The 26831-nt window shown below is 72.9% G+C and carries 20 protein-coding genes and 1 tRNA gene; 15 read left to right on the top strand and 6 right to left on the bottom strand.

Translation table 11 applies throughout. The features are described 5' to 3' along the window. Positions 1-31 precede the first annotated feature (31 nt). From ACZ60W_RS31435 to ligD, 5 genes are all read right to left on the bottom strand, one after another. Positions 32-1312, bottom strand: coding sequence for a histidine kinase dimerization/phospho-acceptor domain-containing protein (locus tag ACZ60W_RS31435; protein WP_469758794.1), 1281 nt, complete (start codon positions 1310-1312; stop codon positions 32-34). After that, on the bottom strand, positions 1309-2115 hold the full coding sequence (locus ACZ60W_RS31430; RefSeq protein WP_469758793.1) for a hypothetical protein: 807 nt from the start codon (positions 2113-2115) through the stop codon (positions 1309-1311). The genes ACZ60W_RS31435 and ACZ60W_RS31430 overlap by 4 nt, the downstream gene beginning before the upstream one ends. 386 nt (positions 2116-2501) lie before the next feature. Then, the gene (locus ACZ60W_RS31425; RefSeq protein WP_469758792.1) at positions 2502-4643 is read right to left on the bottom strand and encodes a PBS lyase; all 2142 of its coding nucleotides are present in this window, start codon (positions 4641-4643) and stop codon (positions 2502-2504) included. 499 nt (positions 4644-5142) lie between these two features. Continuing rightward, a complete protein-coding gene (locus ACZ60W_RS31420; protein ID WP_469758791.1) occupies positions 5143-5997 on the bottom strand; it encodes an ATP-dependent DNA ligase in 855 nt (284 codons plus the stop codon). A 259-nt stretch (positions 5998-6256) separates the two neighbouring features. After that, a complete protein-coding gene (gene ligD, locus ACZ60W_RS31415; RefSeq protein ID WP_469758790.1) occupies positions 6257-7153 on the bottom strand; it encodes a non-homologous end-joining DNA ligase in 897 nt (298 codons plus the stop codon). 50 nt (positions 7154-7203) lie between these two features. Here ligD and ku point away from each other — a divergent pair, with 50 nt between their 5' ends. Further along, positions 7204-8358 carry a non-homologous end joining protein Ku gene (ku, locus tag ACZ60W_RS31410; RefSeq protein WP_469758789.1) on the top strand — a complete coding sequence of 385 codons (1155 nt, stop codon included), beginning with the start codon at positions 7204-7206 and terminating at the stop codon, positions 8356-8358. Positions 8359-8710: 352 nt separating this feature from the next. Then, a complete protein-coding gene (locus tag ACZ60W_RS31405) occupies positions 8711-10252 on the top strand; it encodes a M4 family metallopeptidase (protein ID WP_469758804.1) in 1542 nt (513 codons plus the stop codon). Between the two features lie 1646 nt (positions 10253-11898). On the opposite strand, the gene ACZ60W_RS31400 is transcribed toward ACZ60W_RS31405, so the two are convergent. Beyond that, positions 11899-11970 (bottom strand) — tRNA-Arg (locus ACZ60W_RS31400). Between the two features lie 161 nt (positions 11971-12131). On the opposite strand from ACZ60W_RS31400, the gene ACZ60W_RS31395 reads away from it, so the two are divergent. The 13 genes from ACZ60W_RS31395 (at position 12132) to ACZ60W_RS31335 (ending at position 26587) form a co-directional block, all read left to right on the top strand. After that, a complete protein-coding gene (locus ACZ60W_RS31395; protein ID WP_469758788.1) occupies positions 12132-12641 on the top strand; it encodes a response regulator in 510 nt (169 codons plus the stop codon). 283 nt (positions 12642-12924) lie between these two features. After that, positions 12925-13950, top strand: a complete 1026-nt coding sequence (gene nrtL / locus ACZ60W_RS31390; protein ID WP_469758787.1) for an ArgS-related anticodon-binding protein NrtL — start codon at positions 12925-12927, stop codon at positions 13948-13950. Positions 13951-13960: 10 nt separating this feature from the next. After that, the gene (gene lysA, locus ACZ60W_RS31385; RefSeq protein WP_469758786.1) at positions 13961-15352 is read left to right on the top strand and encodes a diaminopimelate decarboxylase; all 1392 of its coding nucleotides are present in this window, start codon (positions 13961-13963) and stop codon (positions 15350-15352) included. A gap of 139 nt (positions 15353-15491) precedes the next feature. Next, on the top strand, positions 15492-16784 hold the full coding sequence (locus ACZ60W_RS31380; protein WP_469758785.1) for a homoserine dehydrogenase: 1293 nt from the start codon (positions 15492-15494) through the stop codon (positions 16782-16784). A gap of 6 nt (positions 16785-16790) precedes the next feature. Continuing rightward, positions 16791-17861, top strand: coding sequence for a threonine synthase (gene thrC / locus ACZ60W_RS31375; protein ID WP_366307635.1), 1071 nt, complete (start codon positions 16791-16793; stop codon positions 17859-17861). Positions 17862-18160: 299 nt separating this feature from the next. After that, a complete protein-coding gene (thrB, locus tag ACZ60W_RS31370) occupies positions 18161-19078 on the top strand; it encodes a homoserine kinase (protein WP_469758784.1) in 918 nt (305 codons plus the stop codon). 437 nt (positions 19079-19515) lie between these two features. Further along, complete coding sequence (rho, locus tag ACZ60W_RS31365; RefSeq protein ID WP_469758783.1) at positions 19516-21561, top strand: transcription termination factor Rho; 2046 nt, start codon at positions 19516-19518, stop codon at positions 21559-21561. Positions 21562-21756: 195 nt separating this feature from the next. Beyond that, positions 21757-22851, top strand: coding sequence for an LCP family protein (locus tag ACZ60W_RS31360; RefSeq protein WP_469758782.1), 1095 nt, complete (start codon positions 21757-21759; stop codon positions 22849-22851). A gap of 134 nt (positions 22852-22985) precedes the next feature. Next, positions 22986-23207, top strand: coding sequence for a 50S ribosomal protein L31 (gene rpmE, locus ACZ60W_RS31355; RefSeq protein WP_015036196.1), 222 nt, complete (start codon positions 22986-22988; stop codon positions 23205-23207). A gap of 93 nt (positions 23208-23300) precedes the next feature. After that, on the top strand, positions 23301-24377 hold the full coding sequence (gene prfA / locus ACZ60W_RS31350) for a peptide chain release factor 1 (protein WP_469758781.1): 1077 nt from the start codon (positions 23301-23303) through the stop codon (positions 24375-24377). Between the two features lie 38 nt (positions 24378-24415). Beyond that, positions 24416-25261, top strand: coding sequence for a peptide chain release factor N(5)-glutamine methyltransferase (prmC, locus tag ACZ60W_RS31345; RefSeq protein ID WP_469758780.1), 846 nt, complete (start codon positions 24416-24418; stop codon positions 25259-25261). Between the two features lie 34 nt (positions 25262-25295). Further along, on the top strand, positions 25296-25943 hold the full coding sequence (locus ACZ60W_RS31340; protein ID WP_469758779.1) for an L-threonylcarbamoyladenylate synthase: 648 nt from the start codon (positions 25296-25298) through the stop codon (positions 25941-25943). Next, the gene (locus ACZ60W_RS31335; protein ID WP_366307651.1) at positions 25940-26587 is read left to right on the top strand and encodes an arsenate reductase/protein-tyrosine-phosphatase family protein; all 648 of its coding nucleotides are present in this window, start codon (positions 25940-25942) and stop codon (positions 26585-26587) included. The genes ACZ60W_RS31340 and ACZ60W_RS31335 overlap by 4 nt, the downstream gene beginning before the upstream one ends. The last annotated feature ends 244 nt before the right edge of the window (positions 26588-26831 follow it).

Genomic DNA, 26831 nt, shown 5'->3' with positions numbered 1-26831 from the left:
CCCTATGTCCCTTTTGTGTGACGGTGCGCCGTCACTCCTCCGTCCCGGCGTCCGGGTCCGCGAGCCGTACGTACTCCGGCAGCCGCAGCCGGGCCTCGGCCCCCGGGCCCTCGGCGGGGTGCCCGAAGGTCAGTTCGGCGCCGATCACCTCGGCCTGGCCGACGGCGATCGTCAGCCCCAGGCCGTGCCCCTTGCCCCCGCTCTCGGTGCGGAACCGCTGCGGCCCCGACTCCAGGAGGTAGCCGGGATACCCGGGGCCGTGGTCCCGGACCGCCACGACCGGTCCGTCGACCGTGACCACCACCGGCGGCACCCCGTGCCGGTGCGCGTTGGCCACCAGATTGCCCAGCACCCGCTCCAGCCGCCGCCGGTCCGTCTCCACCGTCGCGTCCCGGACGACCCGCACCTCCGTCTCCGTCCCCGACGCCCGCACCACCCGCCCGGCGAGCGGCCCCAGCTCGTGCACCGCCAGGTCCACCGTCTCGTTGCGCGCGTCGAGCCGCGAGATCTCCAGCAGGTCCTCGGTGAGCCCCCGCATCGCCCGCACCCGGTCCCGCACGAGCTCCGACGGCCGCCCGTCCGGCAGCAGCTCGGCCGCGGCCGAGAGCCCGGTCAGCGGCGTCCGCAGCTCGTGCGCCACGTCCGCCGTGAACCGCTGCTCGCTCTGCAGCTTGCGCTGGAGCGACGACGCCATCGTGTCGAGCGCCCCGGAGACCGTCGCCACCTCGTCCTGGGGGCGCGTCGGGTCCTTCGTACGGGGATCGTCGACGCGCGCGTCCAGGTCGCCCGCGCTGATCCGGCGCGCCACCTGCGCGGTCAGGTGCAGCCGCCGCGTGACCCGCGTGACCGCGAAGGCGCCCACGAGCAGGGTCGCGCCGATCGCGAGGACCGACGAGCCGAGGATCGCCCGGTCGAGCGCGTCGATCGTCTCGGCGCTCTGCGTGTAGTCGACCCGTACGGCGAGGGCGTGCCCGTCCGCCGGACCCGCCGCCCACATCGTCGGCCTGCCCCGGTCGTCGGCGACCATCGTGCCCCGCTCCCCGCGGACGGCCAGCGCCCGCAGCGACGCCGGGAGCCCGGCCGGGTCGACCCCGGCGAAGCGGGGCAGCGGCTCGCCCGCCTCGTACAGCCGACCGACCTCGCCCAGCCTGGCCAGCGCCTTCTCCCGCGAGTCCTCCACCGTCCGGGAGGTGACCGACACATGGACGAGGACGCCGAGCAGCGCCGCGAGCGCGCAGCACATCACGGCGATGAAGACCGCGGCCTTCCAGGTCAGCGTCGCCGTCCAGGCGGGCAGCCGGGGCGGCCTCACCGGGCGGGCTCGGCGGGCACGGGAACGGGGTCGGCGGGCACCGGGCCGGGTTCGGCCGAGGAGGGCGGGACGCTCCCGCCCGGCACGGGCACGGTCGGGCTCGGACTGACCAGCCGCGGCACCGGCACCGCCGACGGCCCGGTGCGCGAGGGCCGCACCCGGACGATCTCGTCCCGGGTCGGCAGCATGCTGTGCTGCTGCTCGTCCCACGACCAGGCCGTGCGGTACTCGTACCCCGGGATCCCGGCCGACGCGGCCCGCATGATCAGGTCGCGTCCGGCCATCTCCACGCTGATGACCTGGTCGACGGTGGACATGATCCGGGTGAGCCCGCCGTTCTCGGCGAGGTAGACCCGCACCCCGACCTGCTGCTCCGGCATCCGGATGCCCACGATCAGCTCGTCCCGGCCGTTGCCGGTCAGGTCGCGGTAGTACGGCCGCATCACCGGGCAGGCCGCGGGCGCCGTGGTGCACGCCCCGATCGCCCGGGCCGTCTCCTCGTACATGCCGTCGCCGCCCGAGTACGTGTCGGGGTTGGCCCGCACCTCGGCCTGCACCACCGCCACCGCGTCCACCGACCGGACGTCGTTGTCGGCGACCTCCATCCCCGGCACCCGCTGGGTGTCGGACTCGCCGTAGTCCACGGGCGGGTTCGTCGCGGGCGCCAGGTCCGGCCACAGCCGCACCGGCCCCACGGCCGGCGTCGTCGGGCCCGCGCTCCTCAGCCCGCCCTCCCCGCCGCACCCGGCGAGCGCGAGCGCGCACAGCAGACCGCCGGCGATCTGCAGGGTGCGCGGTCTCAACGGTGCTCCTCGATGGGCCGGGTCCCCCCGCAGACCTTATGCGGGCGGAAGTCCTTTTTGTCTCTCCATCGGATGATAGGCGCGACGGACGCGGGGCATGGCCACCGGGCCGGGTGGGACGGTGGGTGGGGTGGGGGACGGTCGGCGGGGCGGGGGACGGTCGGCCGGCCGGGCGGGACGGTCGGCGGGGAGGGGCCTCGCGCTGAGGCTGCCACGCGCTCAGGCCGCCTCGCGCCCCGGTCGTCCGTGCTCAGGCCGCCTCGCGCCCCGGTCGTCCGTGCTCAGGCGGCCTCGCCCCCGGCTCGCCCGCGCTCAGGTCCGGTCGCCCCGCGCCCCGGTCGCCCCGTGCTCCCCTTCCCGACGTGGTGCGAGCCGCCCGGCCGGGCTCAGCGCGAGCCGCGCTCCATCCGGGCCAGCGCCGCGCGGCACAGGGTCAGCAGCTTCTCGTCGAGATGGATGTCGTGGCTGCCCGAGGCACCCTCGCGGGCGTTGTGACGGCGCCGCCGCGTCAGCTCGGTGAGGATCACCAGCTGCGCCCCGGACGCCGCGGGGCCCATCTCCGCCAGGCACTCGGCGATGTCCAGCCGCGCGTGCCGGTTCTCCTCCCAGGCCGCGAGCAGGACCGGCAGCGTCTCCGCGGTCTCCCCGGACACCCGCCACAGGGCCGCCGCCGTACGTACCCGGACCCACAGGTCGCGCGCGGCCAGGCCCGGCCGGAGCGCGGCCGCCAGCGAACCGGCCGCCGGGCCGATCTCGCCCAGCACCAGCGCGGCGGCGCACCAGTCCGCGCCCGAGGCACCCGGCCGCAGCCACCGCTCCAGCGCCGCCAGCGCCTCGCCGGTGTCGCCCTCGGCCGCCCACAGCGCGCGGGCCGCCGCCGTCGCCACCGAAGCGGAATCGGCGTCCAGCAGCTCCCGCACCTCCGGAACCGCCTCCGCGGCGGCCGGGCCGAACGCCGCCAGGGTCCGCAGAGCCGCCTCCCGCACCCAGTCGCGCCGGTTCGCCGGGGCGCCGCGCAGCACCCGCAGCACCTCGGGCAGCGCCTGGCTGCCCCGTACGGCCGCCAGCGCGTACAGCAGCGGCGCCGCGCCGTCGTACAGCCGCTCGTCGAGCTCGACCTCCGCGAGCCGGCGCCGCAGCAGCGGGGCGAGCATCGCCGCGGAGGGCCCGAGGCCGTCCATCGCGTAGAGCAGCTCCCGCCGCACCTCGCCCTCCTCCAGGGCGCGCGCCAGGAGCGGGACCGCCCGCACGTCCCCCGCGCGGGCCAGCGCCAGCAGCGCCCCGTCCCGCCCGGACCGGCCGACGAAGGCGTACCCGCTGCCGTGCCCGGGCGCGGCCGGGGGCAGCGGCCCGCCCGGCGACCCCGCCGGACCCGTCGCCAGCCGCGCCACCAGCGCGTCGGCGGCCGGGCCGCCCAGCTCGAAGAGGCGCTCCAGGAACGAGGTGGCGGCTTCCCGGAGACGGGGCTCGGGGTCGGCCAGCTGCGCGCCGACGAGCCGGACGACCTCCTCGTACCGCCCGCGCCAGAGCCGTATCAAACCGCCGCACAGCCAGATCGCGTCCGACCGCTGGCCCCAGTCCGGGCTCCGCAGCTGCGCGAGGATCAGCGCGATCCGGTCGTCGACGCGGTCGTCGAGCGCGGCGTGCAGCGTCCGGAGCAGCTCCTCCGTCCACGGCGCGGGCCGCCCGGCGGCGTGCTCCTCCAGCAGCTCGCGGACCTGCCCGATCAGCGTCGGCGCGGCCGACCGGTGGCTCTCCGCGTCGGCGCCCGTCCGGTGTGTCGCCGTCCGGATCTCCTCCAGGAGGTCCGTCACCCACGGCACGACGTCGTCCGGGATGTCCCCCGGCGCGCAGCGCGCCCGCTGCGCGAGCGCCGCGAGCCGCAGCCCGGGGTCCTGCGCGGCGCGGGCCAGCCAGCCGAGCCAGTCGACGGTCTCCTCCCGCAGCGACGCGTGCCGCAGGGCGATCCTCCCGACCGCCGCCACGAGGGCGAGCCGCACCTCGGTGTCCCGCTCGACCGTCAGCCGCTCCCGCAGCAGGGTCAGCGCCCGGGCGGGCTCGGGGTGCAGCGAGGCCAGCGCGCACGGCGCGGCCAGCCGCACCTCGGGGTCCGGGTCGGAGACCAGCCCGAGGAAGACGTCCGCCCCGGCCGCGATGGCGGCGGCCGCCATCGCGTAGTTGGCGGCGGGGATGAACTCCTCGTCGTCCGGCGCGAGTTCGTCCAGCGCGTCGAGCTCGTCGTCGTCGTCGAGCTCGATCCCGCCGATGCTGGTGAGCAGCTCCACGATGCAGCCCCGGTCCTCGACCGCGGGGTCGGCGACGAGCTCCAGGAGGAAGGGGATGCAGGCGAGCGTCGAGTCGTAGACGTCGCCCTGGTGGTGGACGGCCCCGTACATGCCGTCCAGCGCGGTCTCCCGCTCCGCGGGGTCGGCGGAGGCGAGTCCGCGGAGCAGCTCCGGCACATCGTCCGCGGGGCCGTACGCGTGCCCCAGGGAGGCCCAGTCGACCTCCTCGATCCCCGTCAGCATTGCCAGGCCGCCTTCCCCGTGAGCGCTGTGCCAGGGAGCAAGTGTGCACCACAGGGCGGACAACAACGCCGAACCGACGACACCCACCCCGCGCGGGGCCTCGGTTGCGGCCTCTTTGCGCCATATACGGTACGGAGCAAGGCAGTTGCTCTCGGTGTATGCCCCTTGTCCTTCCCCGCCCGCGCCGCCCCCTCCCGGCCCGCCCGCGGCCCCGCGGAAGCGGCCCCGCTCCCGCCGCCGCGCCGCCCGGCCCGCCCCGCTCGTCCGGGGCTCCCGGGGCCGCCCTCCCCGCCGCGGCGCCGTCCGTTTCGTCCGCGCCGCGCGGGGCCCCGGCGGCCCGTCGTACGCCTTCGACGGCGCCCGTCTCGTCCCCGCGGACCCGGCCCCCGACGGTTCGCCGTACGGCCTCGGCCCGTCCGTCTCGTCCCCCGCGGTCCCGGCACCCGGCAGTCGTCCGCGCAACCTCCCTCCCGTCCGGCTCGCCCCGCCGCCCGGCCCCCTAACCGTCCGACCGGACCCGGACGAACGCCGGGTTCCCGTGCCGGCCCACGACCTGCCGCAACTCGACCGGGAGCGGCGGGTCCACCGGCCGTACCGGCCCGTGCTCCGGGTCCTCGGCGAGCGGTCCGGCGAGATCGCCGGCGAGTGCGCCGACCTCGCGCGACTGCGCCGGCGTGAGCCGGGGAGAGGTGACCACGGCGCGGCCGTCCGGCAGCCGTACGAGCAGCGCGCGCGGCCGGTCCGCCGGCCCCACCAGGCCGATGAGCAGGCCGTCGCCGGTGTCCGCGTGCCGGATCTTCCGCCACGCCCAGGTGGACCCGCCCCGGTATGCCGACTCCAGCCGCTTGGCCACGAGCCCCTCCACGCCCGCGTCCCGCAGGTCCCGGAACCAGCCCCGGGCCGTCGCCTCGTCCTGGGTCGCCAGCACGCGCTGGAGGGGCGGCCCGACCTCCGCCAGGGCCGCGCCGAGCAGCTCCCACCGGTCCCGGAGCGGCAGGCCCCGCACGTCACGCCCGGGGACGGCCAGCAGGTCGAAGGCGATGTACGAGACCGGGACCCCCGCCCGTACCCGGTCCGCGTGCGACCGGAGCAGGTCCGTGAAGCTCAGCCGCCCCTCCCGGTACGCGCACAGCTCCCCGTCGAGCACCACCCCGGCCGGCAGCCGTTCCCCCAGGTACGCCGCGATCTCCGGGAACTCCGGCGCGAGGTCCCTGCGGGACCGCGACTGGAGCACGACCTTCCCCCCGCCCAGCACGAACGCCAGCGCCCGGAACCCGTCCAGCTTGAGCGAGTACTGCAGCTCCCGCGGCGGCTCGCCCTGCGCCGGGACCTCCTCCGCCGCCCGCGGCCTCATGACCTCCACGGGCGGCGCGAGGACGACGGGGTCGGCGGCGGGGCCGAGGGGGCCGGCCGCGGGCCCGGCCCCGACCCGGTGTCCGTCCCCGGCCCGGCTCCCGGCTTCGGACCCGCTCTCGGTTCGGTGTCCGTCCCCGGCCCGGCTCCCGGCTTCGGACCCGCCGCCGAGCCCACCCCCGGAGTCCTCCCCGGGCCCGGCCCCGGACCCGTTCCCCGACCCTCCCCGCGCCCCGTCCCGCCTCACGGCCGCACCCCGTTCACGGCACGTCTCCCGCCCGTTCGGGTGCGAAAAGAGGGGCCAGGAGGTCCCCGTACCGCTCCAGACGTGGCGCGATGTCGTCCATCAGGAGGACGAGCCGGCCGGGGTCCGCGCCGGGTCCGGCGCCCTCCTCGACCTCCTCCCAGGTGACGGGGGCGGAGGCGGAGGGCAGGGGGCGGGCCCGCAGGGTGTAGGGGGTGGCGGTGGTCTTGGCGGCGGCGTTCTGGCTGTGGTCGACGAAGACCTTCCCGGGCCGCAGGGCCCGTGCCATCCGGTGCACGACCAGCTCCGGCAGCGCGGCCTCCGCCTCGACGGCGAGCTGACGCGCGTACGCGGAGGCGCGCGCGGAGGGCGTCGGCGTCACCGGAACCAGCAGATGGAGCCCCTTGGCGCCGGAGGTCTTGGCGAAGGCCTCCAGACCGTCCGCGGCGAGCCGCTCGCGCAGGTGGAGCGCGACCCGGCAGCACTCGGCGACGGCCGCGGGCGGCCCCGGGTCGAGATCGAACACGAGGCGGTCCGCGACGGCGGGGGAGGGGGACCGCCACTGGGGGGTGTGGAACTCCACGACCAGGTTCGCCGCCCACATCAGCGACGCCAGGTCCTGGACCACGACCTGCCGCGCGCCCGGGTCCTCGGAGCGGGGGACGGGGGTGGTCGTCACCCAGGAGGGTGTGCCGGGCGGCGGATTCTTCGTGAAGAAGAGCTGCCCGTCCGGGCCGTCCGGATAGCGCAGGAAGGAGGCGGGCCGGTCGCGCAGATGCGGCAGGATCGCGGCCCCGACGGTCGCGTAGTAGTGGAGGACCTCGCCCTTGGTGGTGCCGGTGACGGGGTGGAGCACCTTCTGCAGGTTGCTGAGCGACAGCCTGCGCCCCTCCACCTCTGTGATGGGCGTCATACGATGAGAATCCCACGTTTCCGGACAATGCGGCTCGAAAGGCAGGAATCGTGCGATCCATCTGGAACGGCGCCATCTCCTTCGGGCTGGTCAGCATCCCGATCAAGCTGGTGAACGCCACCGAGAGCCGGTCCGTCTCCTTCCGCCAGGTCCACACCGAGGACGGCGGCCGCGTCCGCTACAAGAAGGTGTGCGAGCTGGACGGCGAGGAGGTCCCCCCGGCGGAGATCGGCAAGGCGTACGAGGACGCCGACGGCACCATGATCCCGATCACCGACGAGGACCTGGCCTCCCTCCCGCTGCCCACCGCGAAGACCATCGAGATCGTGGCGTTCGTGCCGGCCGGCGAGATCGATCCGCTCCAGATGGACGCCGCGTACTACCTGTCCGCCAACGGCGTTCCCGCGGCCAAGCCGTACACCCTGCTCCGCGAGGCGCTCAAGCGCAGCGACAAGGTGGCCGTCGCCAAGTACGCCCTCCGCGGGCGCGAGCGGCTCGGCATGCTCCGGGTCGTGGACGACGTGATCGCCATGCACGGACTGCTCTGGCCGGACGAGATCAGGGCCCCGGAAGGCGTGGCCCCGGAGTCGCCCGTCACCGTGCGGGACGCCGAACTCGACCTGGCGGACGCCCTGATGGCCACCCTCGGCGAGGTCGACATCAGCACCCTCCACGACGACTACCGCACCGCCGTGGAGGAGATGATCGCCGCGAAGGCGGAGGGCGGCGAGGGCGTGCCGACCCCGTCCCGCGAGGAGGAGGGCGGCGGCCGGGTCATCGACCTCATGGCCGCCCTGGAGAGCAGCGTCCGCGCGGCCCGCGAGGCCCGCGGCGAACAGGCCGGTCCTGCGGAGGGCGGGGCCGAGGAGACCGGGTCGGAGGAGGTCGCCGAGGTGACCCCGCTCAAGCCCCGGGCCGGCCGCTCCTCCCGCTCCGGCGCCGCCGCCTCCACGAGTACGCCGAAGTCCACCGACGCCAAGAAGTCCACCTCCCGCACGGCCGCGAAGAAGACGGCGGCCCCCGCCCGCAAGTCCACGTCGGCGACGGCGTCCGGCGGCGCGGCGAAGGAGCCGGCGGCCAGGAAGACGACCGCGAAGAGCACCGCGAAGAAGGCGGCCGCCAAGTCGACCGCCAAGTCGACGGCGAAGAAGCCCCCGTCGAAGACGCGGGCCAAGAAGGCGACACCGCGCAAGCGTTCGGCCTGAGGCCGGGGGCCTGAGGCGGAGCCCATCCGCCCCGACCTCCCTCCCGCCCCGGCACCCCCCCTGAGATCCCGCCCCCGGAGCGCACCGCTCCGGGGGGGGCTTTTCGCTGCCCGAAGCCGGGCACGGAGGGCCCGAACTCGCCGCATAACGAACACAGTTAGCTGTCCTTCGGACAACAGCTGGTCAAATCCTTGTTGCAGACCTGTCAAACAGAACGCTGCGCTGGCACGCTCACTCGCGCACCACCACCCCCACACCCCCCACGCTTTTCAGCGAAGGAGCACGCGTGACCCGCCAGCAGTCCTCGCACCGCCGTACCGTCGCCACCACCGCCCTGCTCGCCTCGGCCGCCATGGTCGTCGTCGGAGTCCAGACCGGCTCCGCCAGCGCCGACGCCCAGCGGGTGGCCGGCGCCACCGCCGTCGCCCTCTCCGGCACCCAGCGTGCCGCCGCCGTCCAGGACGCCCAGGCCGGAGCCTCCGCCACCGCCCGGGCCATCGGCCTCTCGGGCAAGGAGGCGCTCGTCGTCCGTGACGTGATCAAGGACGCCGACGGCACCGTCCACACGCGCTACGAGCGCACCTACGAGGGCCTGCCGGTCCTCGGCGGCGACCTGGTCGTCCACCAGAAGAAGTCCGGCGCGCGCTCCACCACCAAGGCCACCGACGCCGCGATATCCGTGGCGAGCACGGTCGCCGCGGTCCCGTCCGCCACCGCGAAGAAGACCGCGCTCGCCTCCGCGGCCAACGCCTCGGAGTCCGCCTCCACCGCCCGCAAGGTGGTCTGGGCCGCCACCGGCAAGCCCGTCCTCGCCTGGGAGACCACCGTCACCGGCGTCCAGAAGGACGGCACGCCGAGCCGCCGCCAGGTCGTCACCGACGCCACCACGGGCAAGGAGCTCTTCTCCCACGAGACGATCGAGACCGGCGTCGGCAACACGATGTACGCCGGCCAGGTCACGCTCGGCACCTCGCCCTCGTACACCCTCACGGACGCCACCCGCGGCGGCCACAAGACGTACGACCTGAACGGCGGCACGTCCGGCACCGGCTCGCTCTTCACCAGCTCGACCGACACCTGGGGCAACGGGCTCGCCTCCAATCGCGCCACCGCGGCCGCCGACGCCCACTACGGCGCTGCCGTCACCTGGGACTTCTACAAGAACGAGCTCGGCCGCAGCGGCATCCGCGGCGACGGCGTCGCCGCCTACTCCCGCGTCCACTACGGCAACGCCTACGTGAACGCCTTCTGGGACGACTCCTGCTTCTGCATGACCTACGGCGACGGCATCGGCAACACCCACCCGCTCACCTCCCTCGACGTCGCCGGCCACGAGATGTCCCACGGCCTGACCTCCTCCACCGCCAACCTCCGCTACAGCGGCGAGTCCGGCGGCCTGAACGAGGCCACCTCCGACATCCTCGGCACGTCCGTCGAGTTCTTCGCCGGGAACGCCACCGACGCCGGTGACTACCTCATCGGCGAGAAGATCGACATCAACGGGAACGGCACGCCCCTGCGTTACATGGACCAGCCGAGCAAGGACGGCAAGTCCGCCGACTACTGGTCCAAGTCCGTCGGCCGCCTCAACGTCCACTACTCCTCGGGCCCGGCCAACCACTTCTTCTACCTGCTCTCCGAGGGCAGCGGCACCAAGACGATCAACGGCGTCACCTACAACTCGCCCACGTCCAACGGCTCCACGGTCACCGGCATCGGCCGCACCGCCGCCTACAAGATCTGGTACAAGGCCCTCTCCACCTACATGACCTCCACCACCGGCTACTCCGGCGCCCGCACCGCCACCCTCAACGCCGCCAAGGACCTCTACGGCGCCACCAGCCCCCAGTACAACGCCGTCGCCACCGCCTGGACCGCCATCAACGTCAAGTAACCCCGCCACAACCCGAGATGCCGCCCGGCCCACCCCGGGCGGCATCGCCGCGCCCATCACCCCCTCGCCGTCCCGGCCGACAGGCCCCGACGAGACCCAGGGCCCCCCGACTGACGTTGCTGATGACAGTCCGATCCGCCCCGGACCCGCGCCCCCCGCACGGAACCGGCTCGATCGAAGCCCGCACGGCAGGCTCAAGGCCTGCTGTCGAGCACGCAGTCCCCCGCTCACCGTTCAACGCCCCACCACGGGACAGGGCCGTTGTCAGTGCCCGCCTCTATGGTCTCCAGCGCGCGGTCGGCTTCCGGGGGCTCCAGCTCTGAAGAGAATGGTTGCATCCCCGGCCTGTCTGGGGGCGGCCCGGAGACTCATCCGGGACCTAACCGACGGTCGGGCTCTGTCGATGGCCAGCTGATCACCTGCCAGAGCCGGCCGCGCACCGCCCCTTGCGAGGCCAGGGGATCGCCAGGGGACCGTGCGCAGGTCCCGGAAGGCCGTCACGGCGGTGTCGTGGGTGAGGAAGCCCGAGAAGCTGTTCGGCGCGGCCGACCGTCTCGTCGGAGGCGTCGTAGGCCCCATCCGCGCGACTCTGCTGAACTGGCCGGCTTCCACAGACGCTGCGGTCTCCAGAACTGCGCCTTATGGGGCCCTGCTGTTTCCTGGAAGGTCTCAGACTTCATTCTGGAGAACGACCCTCTGGTGCGCGGGCACGTCTACGGTCACTGAGGTTGGTGCCGACGAGCCACCAGAGAACGGCCGAACGACACGCGCAATTGCCACAGCGAGACTGGTACCGACGCGGAGCGACCACACCGGCCGGCGCCACATCGCGGCAGCAGCTGCTCCCCGCCCGCCATACCCGGTGATGCGCTCGCTCGCCTCACGCACCAGTCATGCGTATCGGCGGGGTACAGCGCCCAGCCCGACCCAGGCCCGGCAGCCGGCCGGCCTTGCGCAAGGGCCCACCGGTGGCTCAACGCGGGGCGGTGCAGGGCTAGGGCCTTTCCAGAGAGTCTGGGGTGATCGCCCTGTCCCGATAGGCTTGAAAGTCGGCCCAGCCAGCTGCGGCGTTGTCCGTGAGTAGTTCACCCGTCGAGCATTCGAAGGGGCGACAGCCGAGGGCTCGGGACATGTCGAAGATCACGGGGACTACGTCGTCCTCACCGCCCCGGACATGGAGCATGACCGACTCGACGGGGTCGCGCTCCCCTATGCCGAGTTCGATCACCCAGGACGGGCCGAGCAACTCGCCCCTGGGTGGGATCGGTCAGGTCGACGTCCCCCGCGGCCGATCGGAGTGCCTCGTGGACGTCAGACCGGCTTCCGACGTGAGGTGGCTCGTGATCGGCGGGAAGATCCTCGATCGATGCGAGGTCCGCAGGTAGCGGCAGCAGTAGAACGTCCCAGCTCCTGGCACTCCCCACCCGAGATGTGCGAGGGACCCTATCCGCCGGCACTCACGCTCGCCCCCATGTGCCTTCGTCATTCCCTGGATTGACCTGCGCCGATGCCTCACAGCCCAGGCCGCGAACAGGCCGCGACCCCTGTCACACGGCCGCTCACCCCAGCCCACCCCTGTACACACAACAAGACCCCGCGCTCAGCGTTTCCGCTGGTCACGGGGTCTTTTGGCACTTCCTGCGAAGTGCCCCCGGCAGGATTCGAACCTGCGCACACGGCTCCGGAGGCCGTTGCTCTATCCCCTGAGCTACGGGGGCGTTCGCTGCGTTGCGGCGGCGACGGGTTGAACACTACCAGCTCGGGGGGTGTGCCTGTGAACAGGTATTTCCGGGGCGTCACCGGGGGAGGGGTCCCTCGCACGGGTCGGAAGTGGGTAAAAGCCGGACGGGGCCGTGGGGGGCGTCCTACTCTCGTTCGTGTGTCAGGCGTGTCCGGTCGGGTGCTCGTTGTCGACGACAACAAGGTGATCCGGCAGTTGATCAGGGTCAATCTCGAACTCGAGGGGTTCGAGGTCGTGACCGCGGCCGATGGTGCCGAGTGTCTGGATGTCGTGCATCGGGTTTGTCCTGATGTCGTCACCCTGGACGTCGTCATGCCCCGGCTGGACGGGATCAAGACGGCGGAGCGGCTGCGGGCGGACCCGAGGACGAGTCATCTGCCCGTGGCGATCATCAGTGCGGCGGGTGAGCACGAGGTGGCCGGTGGTGTCGCCTCGGGGGTCGACGCGTTCCTGGCCAAGCCGTTCGAGCCGTCCGAGCTCGTGCGGGTGGTGCGGCAGCTCATGCACCGGGAGCGGCGGGAGCGCCGTGAGGCCGCCGGGCAGGACGCGGGTGAGGAACCGGCCGCAGCCGAGGCGCGACAGGACCTGGCCGGCCGGGCCCACGGGCCGAGCCGCGCCGAGAGCCCCGGAGTCCGCCTGCCGAAGTGATCGGCCGGCAGGGGTGCCGGGTCGAGTCGAACGATCCTGAGCTCGCCTCCCGGGTGAGCGGAGTGCCTCCCCGGTCCTGGCGGCCGGGTCGAGGCGAGAGGCTTCGACGGTTTTCCTGTCGGAGCGGCCGGTCGGCCGGCAGACGGACATCGGGCCTCGTGCCCCTTCAGCAGTGGCCCCCGGACCGGTTCTCCGTCCGTAGGCGAGGCGGTCTCGTGGGCGAGGTGCCCGCATGGCGAAACCGGTTCGCGTGGGGACCCCCCTCCTCCCCTAGGCTTGCGTCGTGACCCCCGCGGACCTCTCCCTGACCGTGCTGCACGCCGTGCGCCGTGCGGTCGACGACGGTGCGCTGCGGGTGGAGGTCCCGCCGCGGGTGAAGGTGGAGCGGGCGAGGCCGGGCGGGGCGGGGGAGTACGCGAGCAACATCGCGCTGACCCTGGCGAGGCCGGCGGGGCGCAGCGCGCTCGACGTCGCGGGGATCATCGAGGAGCGGCTCAGGGACATCCCGGAGCTCGCGGGAGTCGAGATCACCGGGCCGGGTTTCCTCAACTTCAGCCTGCGACGCGACGCACTCGACGCGGGCGGTGAGCTCGTCCGGGTGATCCGCGAGGCCGGTCGCTCCTACGGGCACGGCCGCGCGCTCGCCGGGACGACCGTGGACTTCGCCGAGGTGACGGAGTCGCGCGCCAGGGTGGTGACCGAGACCGTCGTACGGCTGCTCCGGTCCCAGGGCGCGCAGACCTCCTTCGGCGGCGACGAGCGGATGCACGTACGGCCCGGGGCGTACGACGTCGACGGCCTCGGGGTCGACGCCGCGCGCTGGTCCCTGCTCCGTGCCGCGCCCCAGGACCGGCCCCTCGACGGGCCGCCGCTGCTCGTCCAGCACGAACGCAACGCGCTCTTCCGCGTGCGGTACGCGCACTCCCGCGTGTGCAGGCTCCTCGCGAACGGACGTCAGCTCGGCGTGGACCTCCAGGCCGCCCCCGCCGCCTCCTCCGAAAGCCCCGCATCCAGCCCCGCGCCCGGGACCCCCGCCCCCGGTCCCGGTGCCGTCGAACTGCTCGGTCTGCTCGGCGACCATCCCGTCGTCCTGCTGGCCGCAGCGCGCCATCGCGCCCCGGACCGGGTCGCGCGGCACCTCGAAGCCGTCGCCGACGCGTTGCTCGCGTTCCAGCACACGGTTCTGCCGCTCGGCGACGAGAAACCCTCGGCCGCCCACCGTTCCCGGCTCGCGCTCGCCGAAGCCGCCGGGACGGTGCTCGCCGGTGGCCTCTCCGTGCTCGGCATCAGCGCACCCGATCGGATCTGAAAGAGCAGACATGAGCCGTTCCGCCCACCCCGCAGGGCCCCGTCACGCCGACGTCCTCCCCGAGGGCCACTACTCCGCGCCGCCCGCCGACCTGAACGTCCTGGACCCGAAGGTGTGGTCCCGGACGGTCGCGCGGGACGAGCGGGGGGTCGCCACCGTCGGGGGGATCGGCGTGGACGCGCTGGCCGAGGAGTTCGGCACCCCCGCCTACTTCCTGGACGAGACGGACTTCCGCGCCCGCTGCCGGGCCTGGGCCGAGGCGTTCGGCAAGGACGCCGACGTGTTCTACGCAGGCAAGGCGTTCCTCTCCAAGGCCGTCGTGCGGTGGCTGAAGGAGGAGGGGCTGAACCTCGACGTGTGTTCGGGGGGTGAGCTGACCACGGCGCTCGCCGCCGGGATGCCGGCCGAGCGCATCGCCTTCCACGGGAACAACAAGAGCGAGGAGGAGATCCACCGGGCCGTCGAGGTCGGCGTCGGCCGGATCGTCCTCGACTCCTTCCAGGAGATCGTGCGCGTCGCGCACGCCGCGCAGTCCCAGGGCAAGCGCCAGCGGGTGCAGATCCGGGTGACCGTCGGCGTCGAGGCGCACACGCACGAGTTCATCGCGACCGCGCACGAGGACCAGAAGTTCGGCATCGCGCTGGCCGGCGGGCAGGCCGCCGAGGCGGTCCGCCGGGCGCTGAAGCTGGACGGCCTGGAGCTGATCGGGATCCACTCCCACATCGGTTCGCAGATCTTCGACATGGCCGGCTTCGAGGTGTCCGCCCGCCGTGTGGTGCAGCTGCTGGCCGAGGTGCGGGACGAGCACGGGCTGGAGCTGCCGGAGATCGACCTCGGCGGCGGCCTGGGCATCGCGTACACCTCGGACGACGACCCGCGCGAGCCGCACGAGATCGCCAAGGCGCTGAACGAGATCGTGTCGAGGGAGTGCGAGTCCGCCGGTCTGGCGACGCCCCGGATCTCCGTCGAGCCCGGCCGCGCCATCGTCGGTCCGACCGCCTTCACGCTCTACCGGGTCGGCACGATCAAGCCGCTCGACGGGCTGCGGACGTACGTGAGCGTCGACGGCGGCATGTCGGACAACATCCGCACCGCCCTGTACGACGCCGAGTACAGCGTCAGCCTCGTCTCGCGGACCAGCGACGCCGAGCCGATGCTGACCCGCGTCGTCGGCAAGCACTGCGAGAGCGGCGACATCGTCGTGCGGGACGCTTTCCTGCCGTCCGACCTGGCGCCCGGTGACCTGCTCGCCGTGCCGGCCACCGGGGCGTACTGCCGCTCGATGGCCAGCAACTACAACCACGCGCTCCGGCCGCCGGTCGTGGCGGTGCGCGACGGGGAGGCGCGGGTCGTCGTCCGGCGCGAGACGGAAGAAGATCTCCTGCGTCTCGACATCGGCTGACGAAATAGTCGCGTGGTGGAATAGTCGAGTGATGAAATCGATGTCTCAGGATCCGGACGGGGGGCGGAAACCCCCGTCCGGTGAGTGAGACTGTTCCCACCGTAGAAATACGAAGCAGAAGTACGAGAAACGAGGTCGGATGATGCGTACGCGTCCGCTGAAGGTGGCGCTGCTGGGCTGTGGAGTGGTCGGCTCAGAGGTGGCGCGCATCATGACGACGCACGCCGACGACCTCGCCGCGCGCATCGGTGCCCCGGTCGAGCTCGCCGGTGTGGCGGTCCGCCGCCCGGACAAGGTCCGCGAGGGCATCCCCGCGGAACTGATCACCACCGACGCCACCGCCCTGGTCAAACGGGGCGACATCGACGTCATCGTCGAGGTCATCGGCGGCGTCGAGCCGGCCCGCACCCTCATCACCACCGCCTTCGAGCACGGCGCGTCCGTGGTCTCGGCGAACAAGGCCCTGCTGGCCCAGGACGGCGCGACCCTCTACGCCGCCGCGCAGAAGAACGGCCAGGACCTCTACTACGAGGCCGCCGTCGCCGGCGCGATCCCGCTGATCCGGCCGCTGCGCGAGTCCCTCGCCGGCGACAAGATCAACCGGGTGATGGGCATCGTCAACGGCACCACGAACTTCATCCTCGACAAGATGGACACGTCGGGCGCCGGGTACTCCGAGGCACTCGACGAGGCCACCGCCCTCGGGTACGCCGAGGCCGACCCGACCGCCGACGTCGAGGGCTTCGACGCCGCCGCCAAGGCCGCGATCCTCGCCGGGATCGCGTTCCACACCCGGGTGCGCCTCGACGACGTCTACCGCGAGGGCATGACCGAGGTCACCGCCGCCGACTTCGCCTCCGCCAAGCAGATGGGCTGCACCATCAAGCTGCTCGCGATCTGCGAGCGGGCCGCCGACGGCGGGTCCGTCACCGCGCGCGTGCACCCCGCGATGATCCCGCTCAGCCACCCGCTGGCCTCCGTCCGCGAGGCGTACAACGCGGTCTTCGTCGAGGCGGAGGCCGCCGGGCGGCTCATGTTCTACGGCCCCGGCGCCGGCGGCTCGCCGACCGCCTCGGCCGTGCTCGGCGACCTCGTCGCCGTGTGCCGCAACAAGCTCAACGGTGCCAACGGCCCCGGCGAGTCCGCGTACACCCAGCTGCCCGTGAGCTCCATGGGCGAGGTCGTCACGCGGTACCACATCAGCCTCGACGTGGCCGACAAGCCGGGCGTCCTCGCCCAGGTCGCGACGGTCTTCGCCGAGCACGGCGTATCCATCGATACGGTGCGCCAGCAGGGCAAGGACGGCGAGGCCTCCCTCGTCGTCGTCACCCACCGCGCGCCCGACGCCGCCCTCTCGGGGACCGTCGAGGCGCTGCGCAAGCTCGACACCGTGCGCGGTGTCGCCAGCATCATGCGTGTTGAAGGGGAGTAAGGACCCATGACCCACAAGGGCACCCACCAGTGGCGCGGCATCATCGAGGAGTACCGGGACCGCCTTCCGGTCACGGACACGACGCCGGTCGTCACGCTCCGTGAGGGCGGTACGCCGCTCGTCCCCGCTCAGGTGCTCTCCGAGCGCACGGGCTGCGAGGTGCACCTCAAGGTCGAGGGCGCCAACCCCACCGGTTCCTTCAAGGACCGGGGCATGACCATGGCCATCACCAGGGCCAAGGAGGAGGGGGCGCAGGCGGTCATCTGCGCCTCCACCGGCAACACCTCCGCCTCGGCCGCGGCCTACGCGGTGCGCGCCGGCATGGTGTCCGCCGTCCTCGTCCCGCAGGGCAAGATCGCGCTCGGCAAGATGGGCCAGGCCCTCGTGCACGGCGCGAAGATCCTTCAGGTCGACGGCAACTTCGACGACTGCCTGACGCTGGCCCGCAGCCTCTCCGAGAACTACCCGGTGGCGCTGGTCAATTCGGTCAACCCGGTCCGCATCGAGGGCCAGAAGACCGCCGCGTTCGAGATCGTCGACATGCTCGGCGACGCCCCCGACATCCACGTGCTGCCCGTCGGCAACGCCGGCAACATCACGGCGTACTGGAAGGGGTACCGCGAGTACGCCGAGGACGGTCTCGCGACGCACCGGCCGCGCATGTGGGGCTTCCAGGCCTCCGGCTCCGCGCCGCTCGTGCGCGGCGAGGTCGTCAAGGACCCGTCGACGATCGCCACCGCGATCCGCATCGGCAACCCGGCCTCGTGGGACTACGCGATCGCCGCGCGCGACGAGTCGGGCGGCTTCATCGACGAGGTGACGGACCGTGAGATCCTGCGCGCCTACCGCCTGTTGGCCGCCCAGGAGGGCGTGTTCGTCGAGCCCGCCTCGGCCGCGTCGGTCGCCGGTCTGCTGAAGGCCGCCGAGCAGGGCAAGGTCGACCCGGGTCAGCGGATCGTCTGCACCGTGACCGGAAACGGCCTGAAGGACCCCGACTGGGCCGTCGCCGGCGCGCCGCAGCCGGTCACCGTCCCGGTCGACGCCGCGGCCGCCGCCGAGCGCCTCGGCCTGGCCTGATCCGACCCTCCCCGCGCCGGGGAGGGACGGATCGATACCCGATCAGGAACGTACATAGGCGCACAGGTTGGCCCGCGACACGCATCGTGCGCCTCCTGTGCGCCCTATGTCGCCACAGAACCTTCCTTCGATAGGCTGTACCGAACCCGCCCCGACGCATATGCGCGGTGTCGTTGCCGTTGTCGCCCTCGTGGCCGAAACGGCCCCCGGGTCCTCGAGTACCTCGCCCGCCGTCGTCGTCGGGTGAAGCCCTGCTGTTCGACATGTCTGCTGCCGCAATCAAGGAGAGTCATCGAGCGATGGCCGGTCCAGCCTTCCGCGCCGCCGCCGTACGGGTGCGCGTCCCCGCCACCAGCGCCAACCTCGGCCCGGGCTTCGACGCCTTCGGCCTGTCGCTGGGTCTCTACGACGACGTCGTCGTCCGGGTCGCCGACTCCGGCCTGCACGTCGACATCGCCGGCGAGGGCGCCGAGACGCTCCCGCGCGACGAGACGCACCTGCTCGTACGCTCCCTGCGCACGGCCTTCGACCTGCTCGGCGGGCAGCCGCGCGGCCTGGAGGTCGTCTGCGCCAACCGCATCCCGCACGGCCGCGGCCTCGGCTCCTCCTCCGCCGCCATCTGCGCCGGCATCGTCGCCGCCCGCGCCGTGACGATAGGCGGGGACGCCCGGCTCGACGAGGCGGCCCTGCTGGAGCTCGCCACCGAGATCGAGGGCCACCCCGACAACGTCGCCGCCTGTCTGCTCGGCGGATTCACGCTCGCCTGGACCGAGTCCGGTGCCGCGCGGGCGATCAGGATGGACCCCTCGGATTCCATCGTTCCGGTGGTTTTCGTCCCCGGGAAGCCGGTCCTCACCGAGACCGCCCGCGGCCTTCTGCCGCGCACCGTCCCGCACGTGGACGCCGCGGCCAACGCCGGGCGCGCCGCCCTCCTCGTCGAGGCCCTGACGCGCCGCCCCGAGCTGCTGCTGTCGGCGACCGAGGACAGGCTGCACCAGGAGTACCGGGCTCCCGCGATGCCGGAGAGCATCGCCCTGGTGAACCGGCTGCGTGCGGACGGCGTCCCCGCGGTCATCTCCGGCGCGGGCCCCACGGTGCTCGCGCTGGCCGAACACGGGACGGCCGACAAGGTCGCCCGACTGGCGGGCGAGGGCTGGGCCGCGAACCGGCTCGACCTCGACGCGTCCGGGGCGGTCGTCCTGCCGCTGGCGCCCTAGACGGGCGCGGGCGGCGGCGGGGGGCGCCGGGCAGCGACCCCCGCGGTGCGCCGGACACGAGATTGCCGGTGAGCGAGAGGGGGAATGTTTGTTGGAGCCGGTAGTGTTAACCTCAAGTCTGCACCCGACCTCTTTGTGGAGCGGTGCGGAGTGTCCCCATCAGGGACCACCACTTCTTCCGGGAGCCTCCTCAACTGCCTGAGCAGCCTGCCTGAGCAGTTTTGAGCACGCTCCGGAACCGGCACGACACCCCTCGCTCTTCCGCAGAGGGCCGAGCAGGGGGCGCTCGGGCCGGACCCACAGCACGTCTTCTTTCTTCCGCCGTTACCCGGCGGGACCACCGCCCCGGACACGGTCCACAAACCAGGACCGCTGCCGGACAGCACAACCGGTCGCCGAGCCAGATGGCCGACGTCCGCTCCAGGGAAGGACCCTTCGTGAGCGACACCACCGATCTGATGGGCGTGACTGCCGACAACAGTGTCGACACCGCCGCGCCCGCCGCAGGTGCTGCCACCGGCGGCACCGCACGGCGCCGCCGCTCCGGCACCGGCCTCGACGGCATGGTCCTGGCCGAGCTGCAGCAGGTCGCGTCCGGCCTCGGCATCAGGGGCACCGCGCGGATGCGCAAGAGCCAGCTGATCGAGGTCATCAAGGAGGCGCAGGCCGGCGGCGGAGCCGCCCAGGCCGCCGCCCCCGCCAAGGCCGACGACGCCCCGGCCGACACCAAGCCGAAGCGCCGCGCCACCTCCAAGGCCCGCACCGGCGACGCCGCGGCCGAGGCCGCCGCGCCCAAGGCGGAGAAGGCCGAGAAGGCCGTCGCCCAGCAGCAGATCGACATCCCCGGTCAGCCGGCCTCCGACGACCAGCCGGCCGGAGAGCGCCGTCGTCGCCGGGCCACCGCCCCCGCCGGTTCGCCGGAGGGCGAGGCCAAGGCCGAGACCGCCCAGGCCGTGAAGACCGAGACCCGTACCGAGGCCAAGGCCGACGCGCAGGCCGAGGCCGCCGTCGACACCGCCGAGGGCCGCGGCCGCCGTGACCGCGGCGAGCGGGGCGAGCGCGGCGAGCGCCGTGACCGCCGTGACCGTCAGCGCGACCGCGGCAAGGGCGACGAGCAGCAGGGCGGCGGCCAGGGCGGCCAGCGCCAGCGTCAGGGCGGCCAGGGCCAGGGCCAGCAGGTCCAGGGCCAGGGCCAGCAGGGCGGCGGCCAGCAGGCCGGCCCGCAGGACGACTACGACGACGAGGCCGGCGGTCGCCGGGGCCGTCGCGGACGCTACCGCGACCGCCGTGGCCGTCGCGGCCGTGACGACTTCCAGGCCGGCGAGCCGCAGGTCGCCGACGACGACGTCCTGATCCCCGTCGCGGGCATCCTCGACATCCTCGACAACTACGCGTTCATCCGGACCTCGGGCTACCTGCCCGGTCCGAACGACGTGTACGTCTCCCTCGCCCAGGTCCGCAAGAACGGTCTGCGCAAGGGCGACCACGTCACCGGCGCGGTCCGTCAGCCGAAGGAGGGCGAGCGCCGCGAGAAGTTCAACGCGCTGGTCCGCCTGGACTCCGCGAACGGCATGGCCGCCGACTCCGGCCGCGGCCGCCCGGAGTTCAACAAGCTGACCCCGCTCTACCCGCAGGACCGGCTCCGCCTGGAGACCGACCCGGGCGTGCTGACCACGCGGATCATCGACCTCGTGTCGCCGATCGGCAAGGGCCAGCGCGGTCTGATCGTGGCCCCGCCGAAGACCGGCAAGACCATGATCATGCAGGCGATCGCGAACGCGATCACGCACAACAACCCCGAGTGCCACCTGATGGTCGTCCTGGTCGACGAGCGTCCGGAAGAGGTCACCGACATGCAGCGGTCGGTCAAGGGCGAGGTCATCTCCTCGACCTTCGACCGTCCGGCCGAGGACCACACCACCGTCGCCGAGCTGGCCATCGAGCGCGCCAAGCGCCTCGTGGAGCTGGGTCACGACGTGGTCGTCCTGCTCGACTCCATCACCCGTCTGGGCCGCGCGTACAACCTCGCGGCGCCCGCCTCCGGCCGCATCCTGTCCGGTGGTGTCGACTCGACCGCGCTCTACCCGCCGAAGCGCTTCTTCGGTGCCGCGCGCAACATCGAGGACGGCGGCTCGCTGACCATCCTGGCCACCGCACTGGTCGACACCGGCTCGCGGATGGACGAGGTGATCTTCGAGGAGTTCAAGGGCACCGGCAACATGGAGCTCAAGCTCGACCGGAAGCTCGCCGACAAGCGGATCTTCCCGGCCGTCGACGTCGACGCCTCGGGCACCCGCAAGGAGGAGATCCTCCTCGGCAGCGACGAGCTCGCCGTCACCTGGAAGCTGCGTCGCGTGCTGCACGCGCTCGACCAGCAGCAGGCGATCGAGCTGCTTCTCGACAAGATGAAGCAGACGAAGTCGAACGGGGAGTTCCTGCTCCAGATCCAGAAGACCACCCCCGGAGCGAACAACAACGACTGACGCGAGAGCTGCGTCACACGACGTGAGCCGGGCCCCGCGCCCGTAATCCTGTCGTGACCTGCGTAAACCACCGCGCCCACCGTGCCCCGCACGGTGGGCGCGGTGCGTGGCCCGTCAAAACCCCACAGGGACACATGCAACCCTTTCGGGTGCTTCGCCGTCACAGAAGGTGAACCGAGGGCCCGAGGGATGACGATGACCGAGCAGAACGACAGCGGCCGCGCACGCGGTGCCGGCAGTGGCCGGCGCCGCAAGCCGTCCGCCAAGCGCCGCAAGGCGCCGATCCTCATATCCGGGGCCGTCGCCGTCCTCGTGCTGGGCGGCGCCGGCCTCGGCTACGTGTACGTGAAGCTGGACGGCAACATCAAGGGCGTCGACATCAACGCCCAGCTCGGCGCCGAGCGCCCGGTGGACGTCGACGACGGTTCCCTGGACATCCTCGTCCTCGGCTCCGACTCCCGCTCCGGCGACAACTCCGCCTACGGCAAGGACGAGGGCGGCGCCCGCTCCGACACCGCGATGGTCGTCCACGTCTACGAGGGCCACAAGAAGGCGAGCGTGGTCTCCCTGCCGCGCGACACCCTCGTCAACCGGCCCGCCTGCACCGACGGCGAGGGCGGTACCGTCGCCGGCGAGCGGCGCGCCATGTTCAACACGGCGTACGAGGTCGGCGGCCCCGCCTGCGCCGTCAAGACCGTCGAGTCGATGTCCGGCATCCGCATGGACCACTACATCGAGGTCGACTTCTCCGGCTTCAAGAAGCTCATCGACACCCTCGGCGGCGTCGAGATCACCACCACGCGGGCCATCAAGGACTCCAAGAGCCACCTCGACCTCGCCCCCGGCACCCACACGCTGGACGGCGAGCAGTCCCTCGGCCTCGTCCGCACCCGCAAGAGCGTCGGCGACGGCAGCGACCTCGGCCGCATCCAGCTCCAGCAGGCGTTCATGAAGGCCTTCATCGACCAGGTCAAGGACGTCGGCGTCCTCACCAACCCGAAGAAGCTCCTCGACCTCGCCGACGCCGCCACCAAGGCCGTCACCCCCGACTCCGAGCTCGACTCCGTCCAGGAGCTCATGGGATTCGCCAAGGGCCTCTCCGGCATCGGCGCCCAGAACGTCCACATGATCACCCTGCCGGTCGAGTACGACCCCCGGGACCCCAACCGCGTCGTCCCGCTGGAGGCCGAGTCCGGCCAGGTCTGGAAGGCCCTCAAGGCCGACCGGCCGATTCCCGCCTCCGCGACGAGGGACGGCGCCACCGGACAGGCCGACGGGGTCGTGAGGTAGCCGGGGAATACCCACGGCCCGACCCCCGTTTTGGGAGATGCGGCCGGTCCTGGCAGACTGGTACGTCGGCCCCGGTTCACGCATGCCGCAACCCGCGGCGGCGACCCGGAGCCCTCCCGAAACTAGGAGACACCTTGAAGCGCGAGATCCACCCCGAGTACGTCGAGACCCAGGTCAGCTGCACCTGTGGCGCGTCGTTCACCACCCGCAGCACCCTGACCGAGGGCACCATCCGTGCCGAGGTCTGCTCCGAGTGCCACCCGTTCTACACGGGCAAGCAGAAGATCCTCGACACCGGCGGCCGCGTCGCCCGCTTCGAGGCCCGCTTCGGCAAGGCCGCCGGCTCCGCCAAGTAGCGAGCCCCTGCGCCGGTCCACGGTCGCCCCGCGCGGGCGGCCGGGACCGGCGCTTTGCCGTCCCTTAGAACTGACGAAAACCAGGAGCCCCCGATGTTCGAGGCGGTCGAGGAACTGGTCGGCGAGCACGCCGACCTGGAGACGAAGCTCGCGGACCCCTCGGTCCACGCCGACCAGGCGAACGCGCGCAAGCTGAACAAGCGCTACGCCGAGCTGACCCCGATCGTCGCCACCTACCGGTCGTGGAAGCAGACCGGCGACGACATCGAGACCGCCCGCGAGTTCGCGCACGACGACCCGGACTTCGCCGCCGAGGTCAAGCAGCTGGAGAAGGACCGCGAGGAGCTCACCGAGAAGCTCCGACTGCTCCTCGTCCCGCGCGACCCCAGCGACGACAAGGACGTCATCCTGGAGATCAAGGCCGGCGCCGGTGGCGACGAGTCCGCGCTCTTCGCCGGCGACCTGCTCCGCATGTACCTCCGCTACGCCGAGCGCGTCGGCTGGAAGACCGAGATCATCGACGCCACCGAGTCCGAGCTCGGCGGCTACAAGGACGTCCAGGTCGCGGTGAAGACCAAGGGCGGCAACGGCGCCACCGAGCCCGGCCAGGGCGTCTGGGCGCGGCTCAAGTACGAGGGCGGTGTGCACCGCGTGCAGCGCGTCCCCGCGACCGAGTCCGCCGGCCGCATCCACACCTCCGCCGCCGGCGTGCTCGTCACGCCCGAGGCCGAGGAGGTCGAGGTCGAGGTCCACGCCAACGACCTGCGCATCGACGTCTACCGCTCCTCCGGCCCCGGCGGCCAGTCGGTCAACACCACCGACTCCGCGGTCCGCATCACCCACCTGCCGACCGGCATCGTCGCCTCCTGCCAGAACGAGAAGAGCCAGCTCCAGAACAAGGAGCAGGCCATGCGCATCCTGCGTTCCCGGCTGCTCGCCGCCGCGCAGGAGGAGGCCGAGTCGAAGGCCGCCGACGCCCGCCGCAGCCAGGTCCGCACGGTCGACCGCTCCGAGAAGATCCGGACGTACAACTTCCCGGAGAACCGGATCTCCGACCACCGCGTCGGCTTCAAGGCGTACAACCTCGACCAGGTCCTCGACGGCGACCTGGACGCGATGATCCAGGCGTGCGTCGACGCCGACTCGGCCGCCAAGCTCGCCGCGGCCTAAGTTCCGTAAGCCCCACCCCCGCACCACGGAGGACCAGCGTGAACCTGCTGCTTGCCGAGGTGGCCCAGGCCACCCAGCGGCTGGCCGACGCCGGCGTTCCCTCACCGCGTTTCGACGCCGAGGAGCTCGCCGCGTTCGTGCACGGCGTCAAGCGGGGGGAGCTGCACAACGTCAAGGACGCGGACTTCGACGCCCGCTACTGGGAGACGATCGCCCGCCGCGAGGCGCGCGAACCGCTCCAGCACATCACCGGCCGGGCGTTCTTCCGCTACCTGGAGCTCCAGGTGGGACCCGGCGTCTTCGTGCCCCGCCCCGAGACCGAGTCGGTCGTCGGCTGGGCCATAGACGCCGTGCGCGCCATGGACGTCGTCGAGCCCCTCATCGTCGACCTCTGCACCGGCTCCGGCGCCATCGCCCTCGCCATGGCCCAGGAGGTCCCGCGCTCCCGCGTGCACGCCGTCGAACTCTCCGACGACGCCCTCGTGTGGACCCGCAGGAACGCCGAGGGCTCCCGCGTCACCGTCCACCAGGGCGACGCGCTCAGCGCCCTCCCCGAGCTGGACGGCCAGGTCGACCTGGTCATCTCCAACCCGCCGTACATCCCGCTCACCGAGTGGGAGTACGTGGCGCCCGAGGCCCGTGACCACGACCCGGAGATGGCCCTCTTCTCCGGTGAGGACGGCCTCGACACCATCCGCGGGATCGAGCGCACCGCCCACCGTCTGCTCCGCCCCGGCGGGCTCGTCGTCATCGAGCACGCGGACACCCAGGGCGGCCAGGTGCCGTGGATCTTCAACGAGGAGGCCGGGTGGGCCGACGCCGCCGACCACCCCGACCTCAACAACCGGCCGCGTTTCGCGACCGCCCGCAAGGCGATGCCATGACCAAGCACCACGCGTACGAGGAGGCCGGGAACTGATGGCACGGCGATACGACTGCAACGAGGCGACCGACCGCGCGACCGGTCTGCGCGAAGCCGCTTCCGCCGTCCGCCGGGGCGAGCTCGTGGTGCTGCCCACCGACACCGTGTACGGCATCGGGGCGGACGCCTTCGGCAGCGAGGCCGTGGCGGACCTGCTGGCCGCCAAGGGCCGCGGCCGGAACATGCCCACGCCCGTGCTCATCGGCTCCCCGAACACCCTCCACGGCCTGGTCACCGACTTCTCCGAGCAGGCGTGGGAACTCGTCGACGCCTTCTGGCCGGGCGCGCTCACCCTGGTCGCCCGGCACCAGCCGTCCCTCCAGTGGGACCTCGGCGACACCCGGGGGACCGTCGCCATCCGGATGCCGCTGCACCCGGTCGCCATCGAGCTGCTCACCGAGGTCGGCCCGATGGCCGTCTCCTCGGCGAACCTCACCGGCCACCCGTCGCCGGAGGACTGCGACGCGGCCCAGCAGATGCTCGGCGACTCCGTCTCCGTGTACCTCGACGGCGGCCCCACGCCCGGCATCGTCCCCTCGTCCATCGTCGACGTCACGGGCAGCGTCCCGGTGCTGCTGCGCGAGGGCGCGCTGTCCCCGGAGGAGCTCCGGAAGGTCGTACCCGACCTCGAGGTGGCCAGTTGACCGCCCCTGAGGGGCGTGGCATAGCGGGGTTCGACGACAGCAGCACCTTCCGCATCCTCCACGTCAGCACCGGCAACGTCTGCCGCTCGCCGATCACCGAGCGGCTGACCCGCCATGCCCTGTGCGACCGCCTCGGCGACCCGCTCGGCGGCGGCCTCATCGTGGAGAGCGCGGGCACCTGGGGCCACGAGGGCGCCCCCATGGAGACCAACGCCGAACTGGTCCTCGCCGACTTCGGCGCCGACTACAGCGGCTTCGTGGGCCGCGAGCTCCTCGACGAGCACGTCATCCGCGCCGACCTGGTCCTCACGGCGACCCGCGACCACCGCGCCCAGGTCATCTCCATGGGCCACTCGGCCGGTCTGCGCACCTTCACGCTGAAGGAGTTCACCCGCCTGGTCCGCGCCATCGACCCGGCGACGCTCCCCGACCCCCGCGACGAGGGCATGGTCGAGCGCGCGCGCTCACTGGTCCGCGCCGCCGCCGCTCTACGCGGGTGGCTCCTCGCCCCCTCCCTCGACGCCGACGAGGTCAGCGACCCCTACGGCGCCCCCATCACCTTCTTCCGCTCCATCGGCGACGAGATCAACCAGGCCCTCGACCCGGTCGTCACGGCGCTCACGGGTGTCTCCGCCCGTCGCTGACGGCGGGTGCTCGCATCCGGTCCGGCGGTCGGAGGCCGCCGCGGCTCCGCGCTGCCCGTGAGGCCCCCCGGGGGCCGAGTGGTGCGAGGGGGCCGTCGGGAGGGGTGCTCAACCAGGCCCTCGACCCGGTCGTCACGGCGCTCACGGGCGTCTCCGCCCGTCGCTGACGGCGGGTGCTCGCATCCGGTCCGGCGGTCGGAGGCCGCCGCGGCTCCGCGCTGCCCGTGAGGCCCCCCGGGGGCCG

Source organism: Streptomyces sp. NPDC104202 (assembly GCF_055584185.1).
This window is presented reverse-complemented; position numbering and strand designations above follow the sequence as displayed.

Coding starts and splice junctions, on each gene's coding strand:
- ACZ60W_RS31425 (WP_469758792.1), bottom strand. CDS start 4,643: ATGCTGACGGGGATCGAGGAGGTCGACTGGGCCTCCCTGGGGCACGCG.
- ACZ60W_RS31420 (WP_469758791.1), bottom strand. CDS start 5,997: ATGAGGCCGCGGGCGGCGGAGGAGGTCCCGGCGCAGGGCGAGCCGCCG.
- ligD (WP_469758790.1), bottom strand. CDS start 7,153: ATGACGCCCATCACAGAGGTGGAGGGGCGCAGGCTGTCGCTCAGCAAC.
- ACZ60W_RS31405 (WP_469758804.1), top strand. CDS start 8,711: ATGGTCGTCGTCGGAGTCCAGACCGGCTCCGCCAGCGCCGACGCCCAG.
- lysA (WP_469758786.1), top strand. CDS start 13,961: ATGAGCCGTTCCGCCCACCCCGCAGGGCCCCGTCACGCCGACGTCCTC.
- ACZ60W_RS31380 (WP_469758785.1), top strand. CDS start 15,492: ATGATGCGTACGCGTCCGCTGAAGGTGGCGCTGCTGGGCTGTGGAGTG.
- thrC (WP_366307635.1), top strand. CDS start 16,791: ATGACCCACAAGGGCACCCACCAGTGGCGCGGCATCATCGAGGAGTAC.
- thrB (WP_469758784.1), top strand. CDS start 18,161: ATGGCCGGTCCAGCCTTCCGCGCCGCCGCCGTACGGGTGCGCGTCCCC.
- ACZ60W_RS31360 (WP_469758782.1), top strand. CDS start 21,757: ATGACCGAGCAGAACGACAGCGGCCGCGCACGCGGTGCCGGCAGTGGC.
- prfA (WP_469758781.1), top strand. CDS start 23,301: ATGTTCGAGGCGGTCGAGGAACTGGTCGGCGAGCACGCCGACCTGGAG.
- ACZ60W_RS31340 (WP_469758779.1), top strand. CDS start 25,296: ATGGCACGGCGATACGACTGCAACGAGGCGACCGACCGCGCGACCGGT.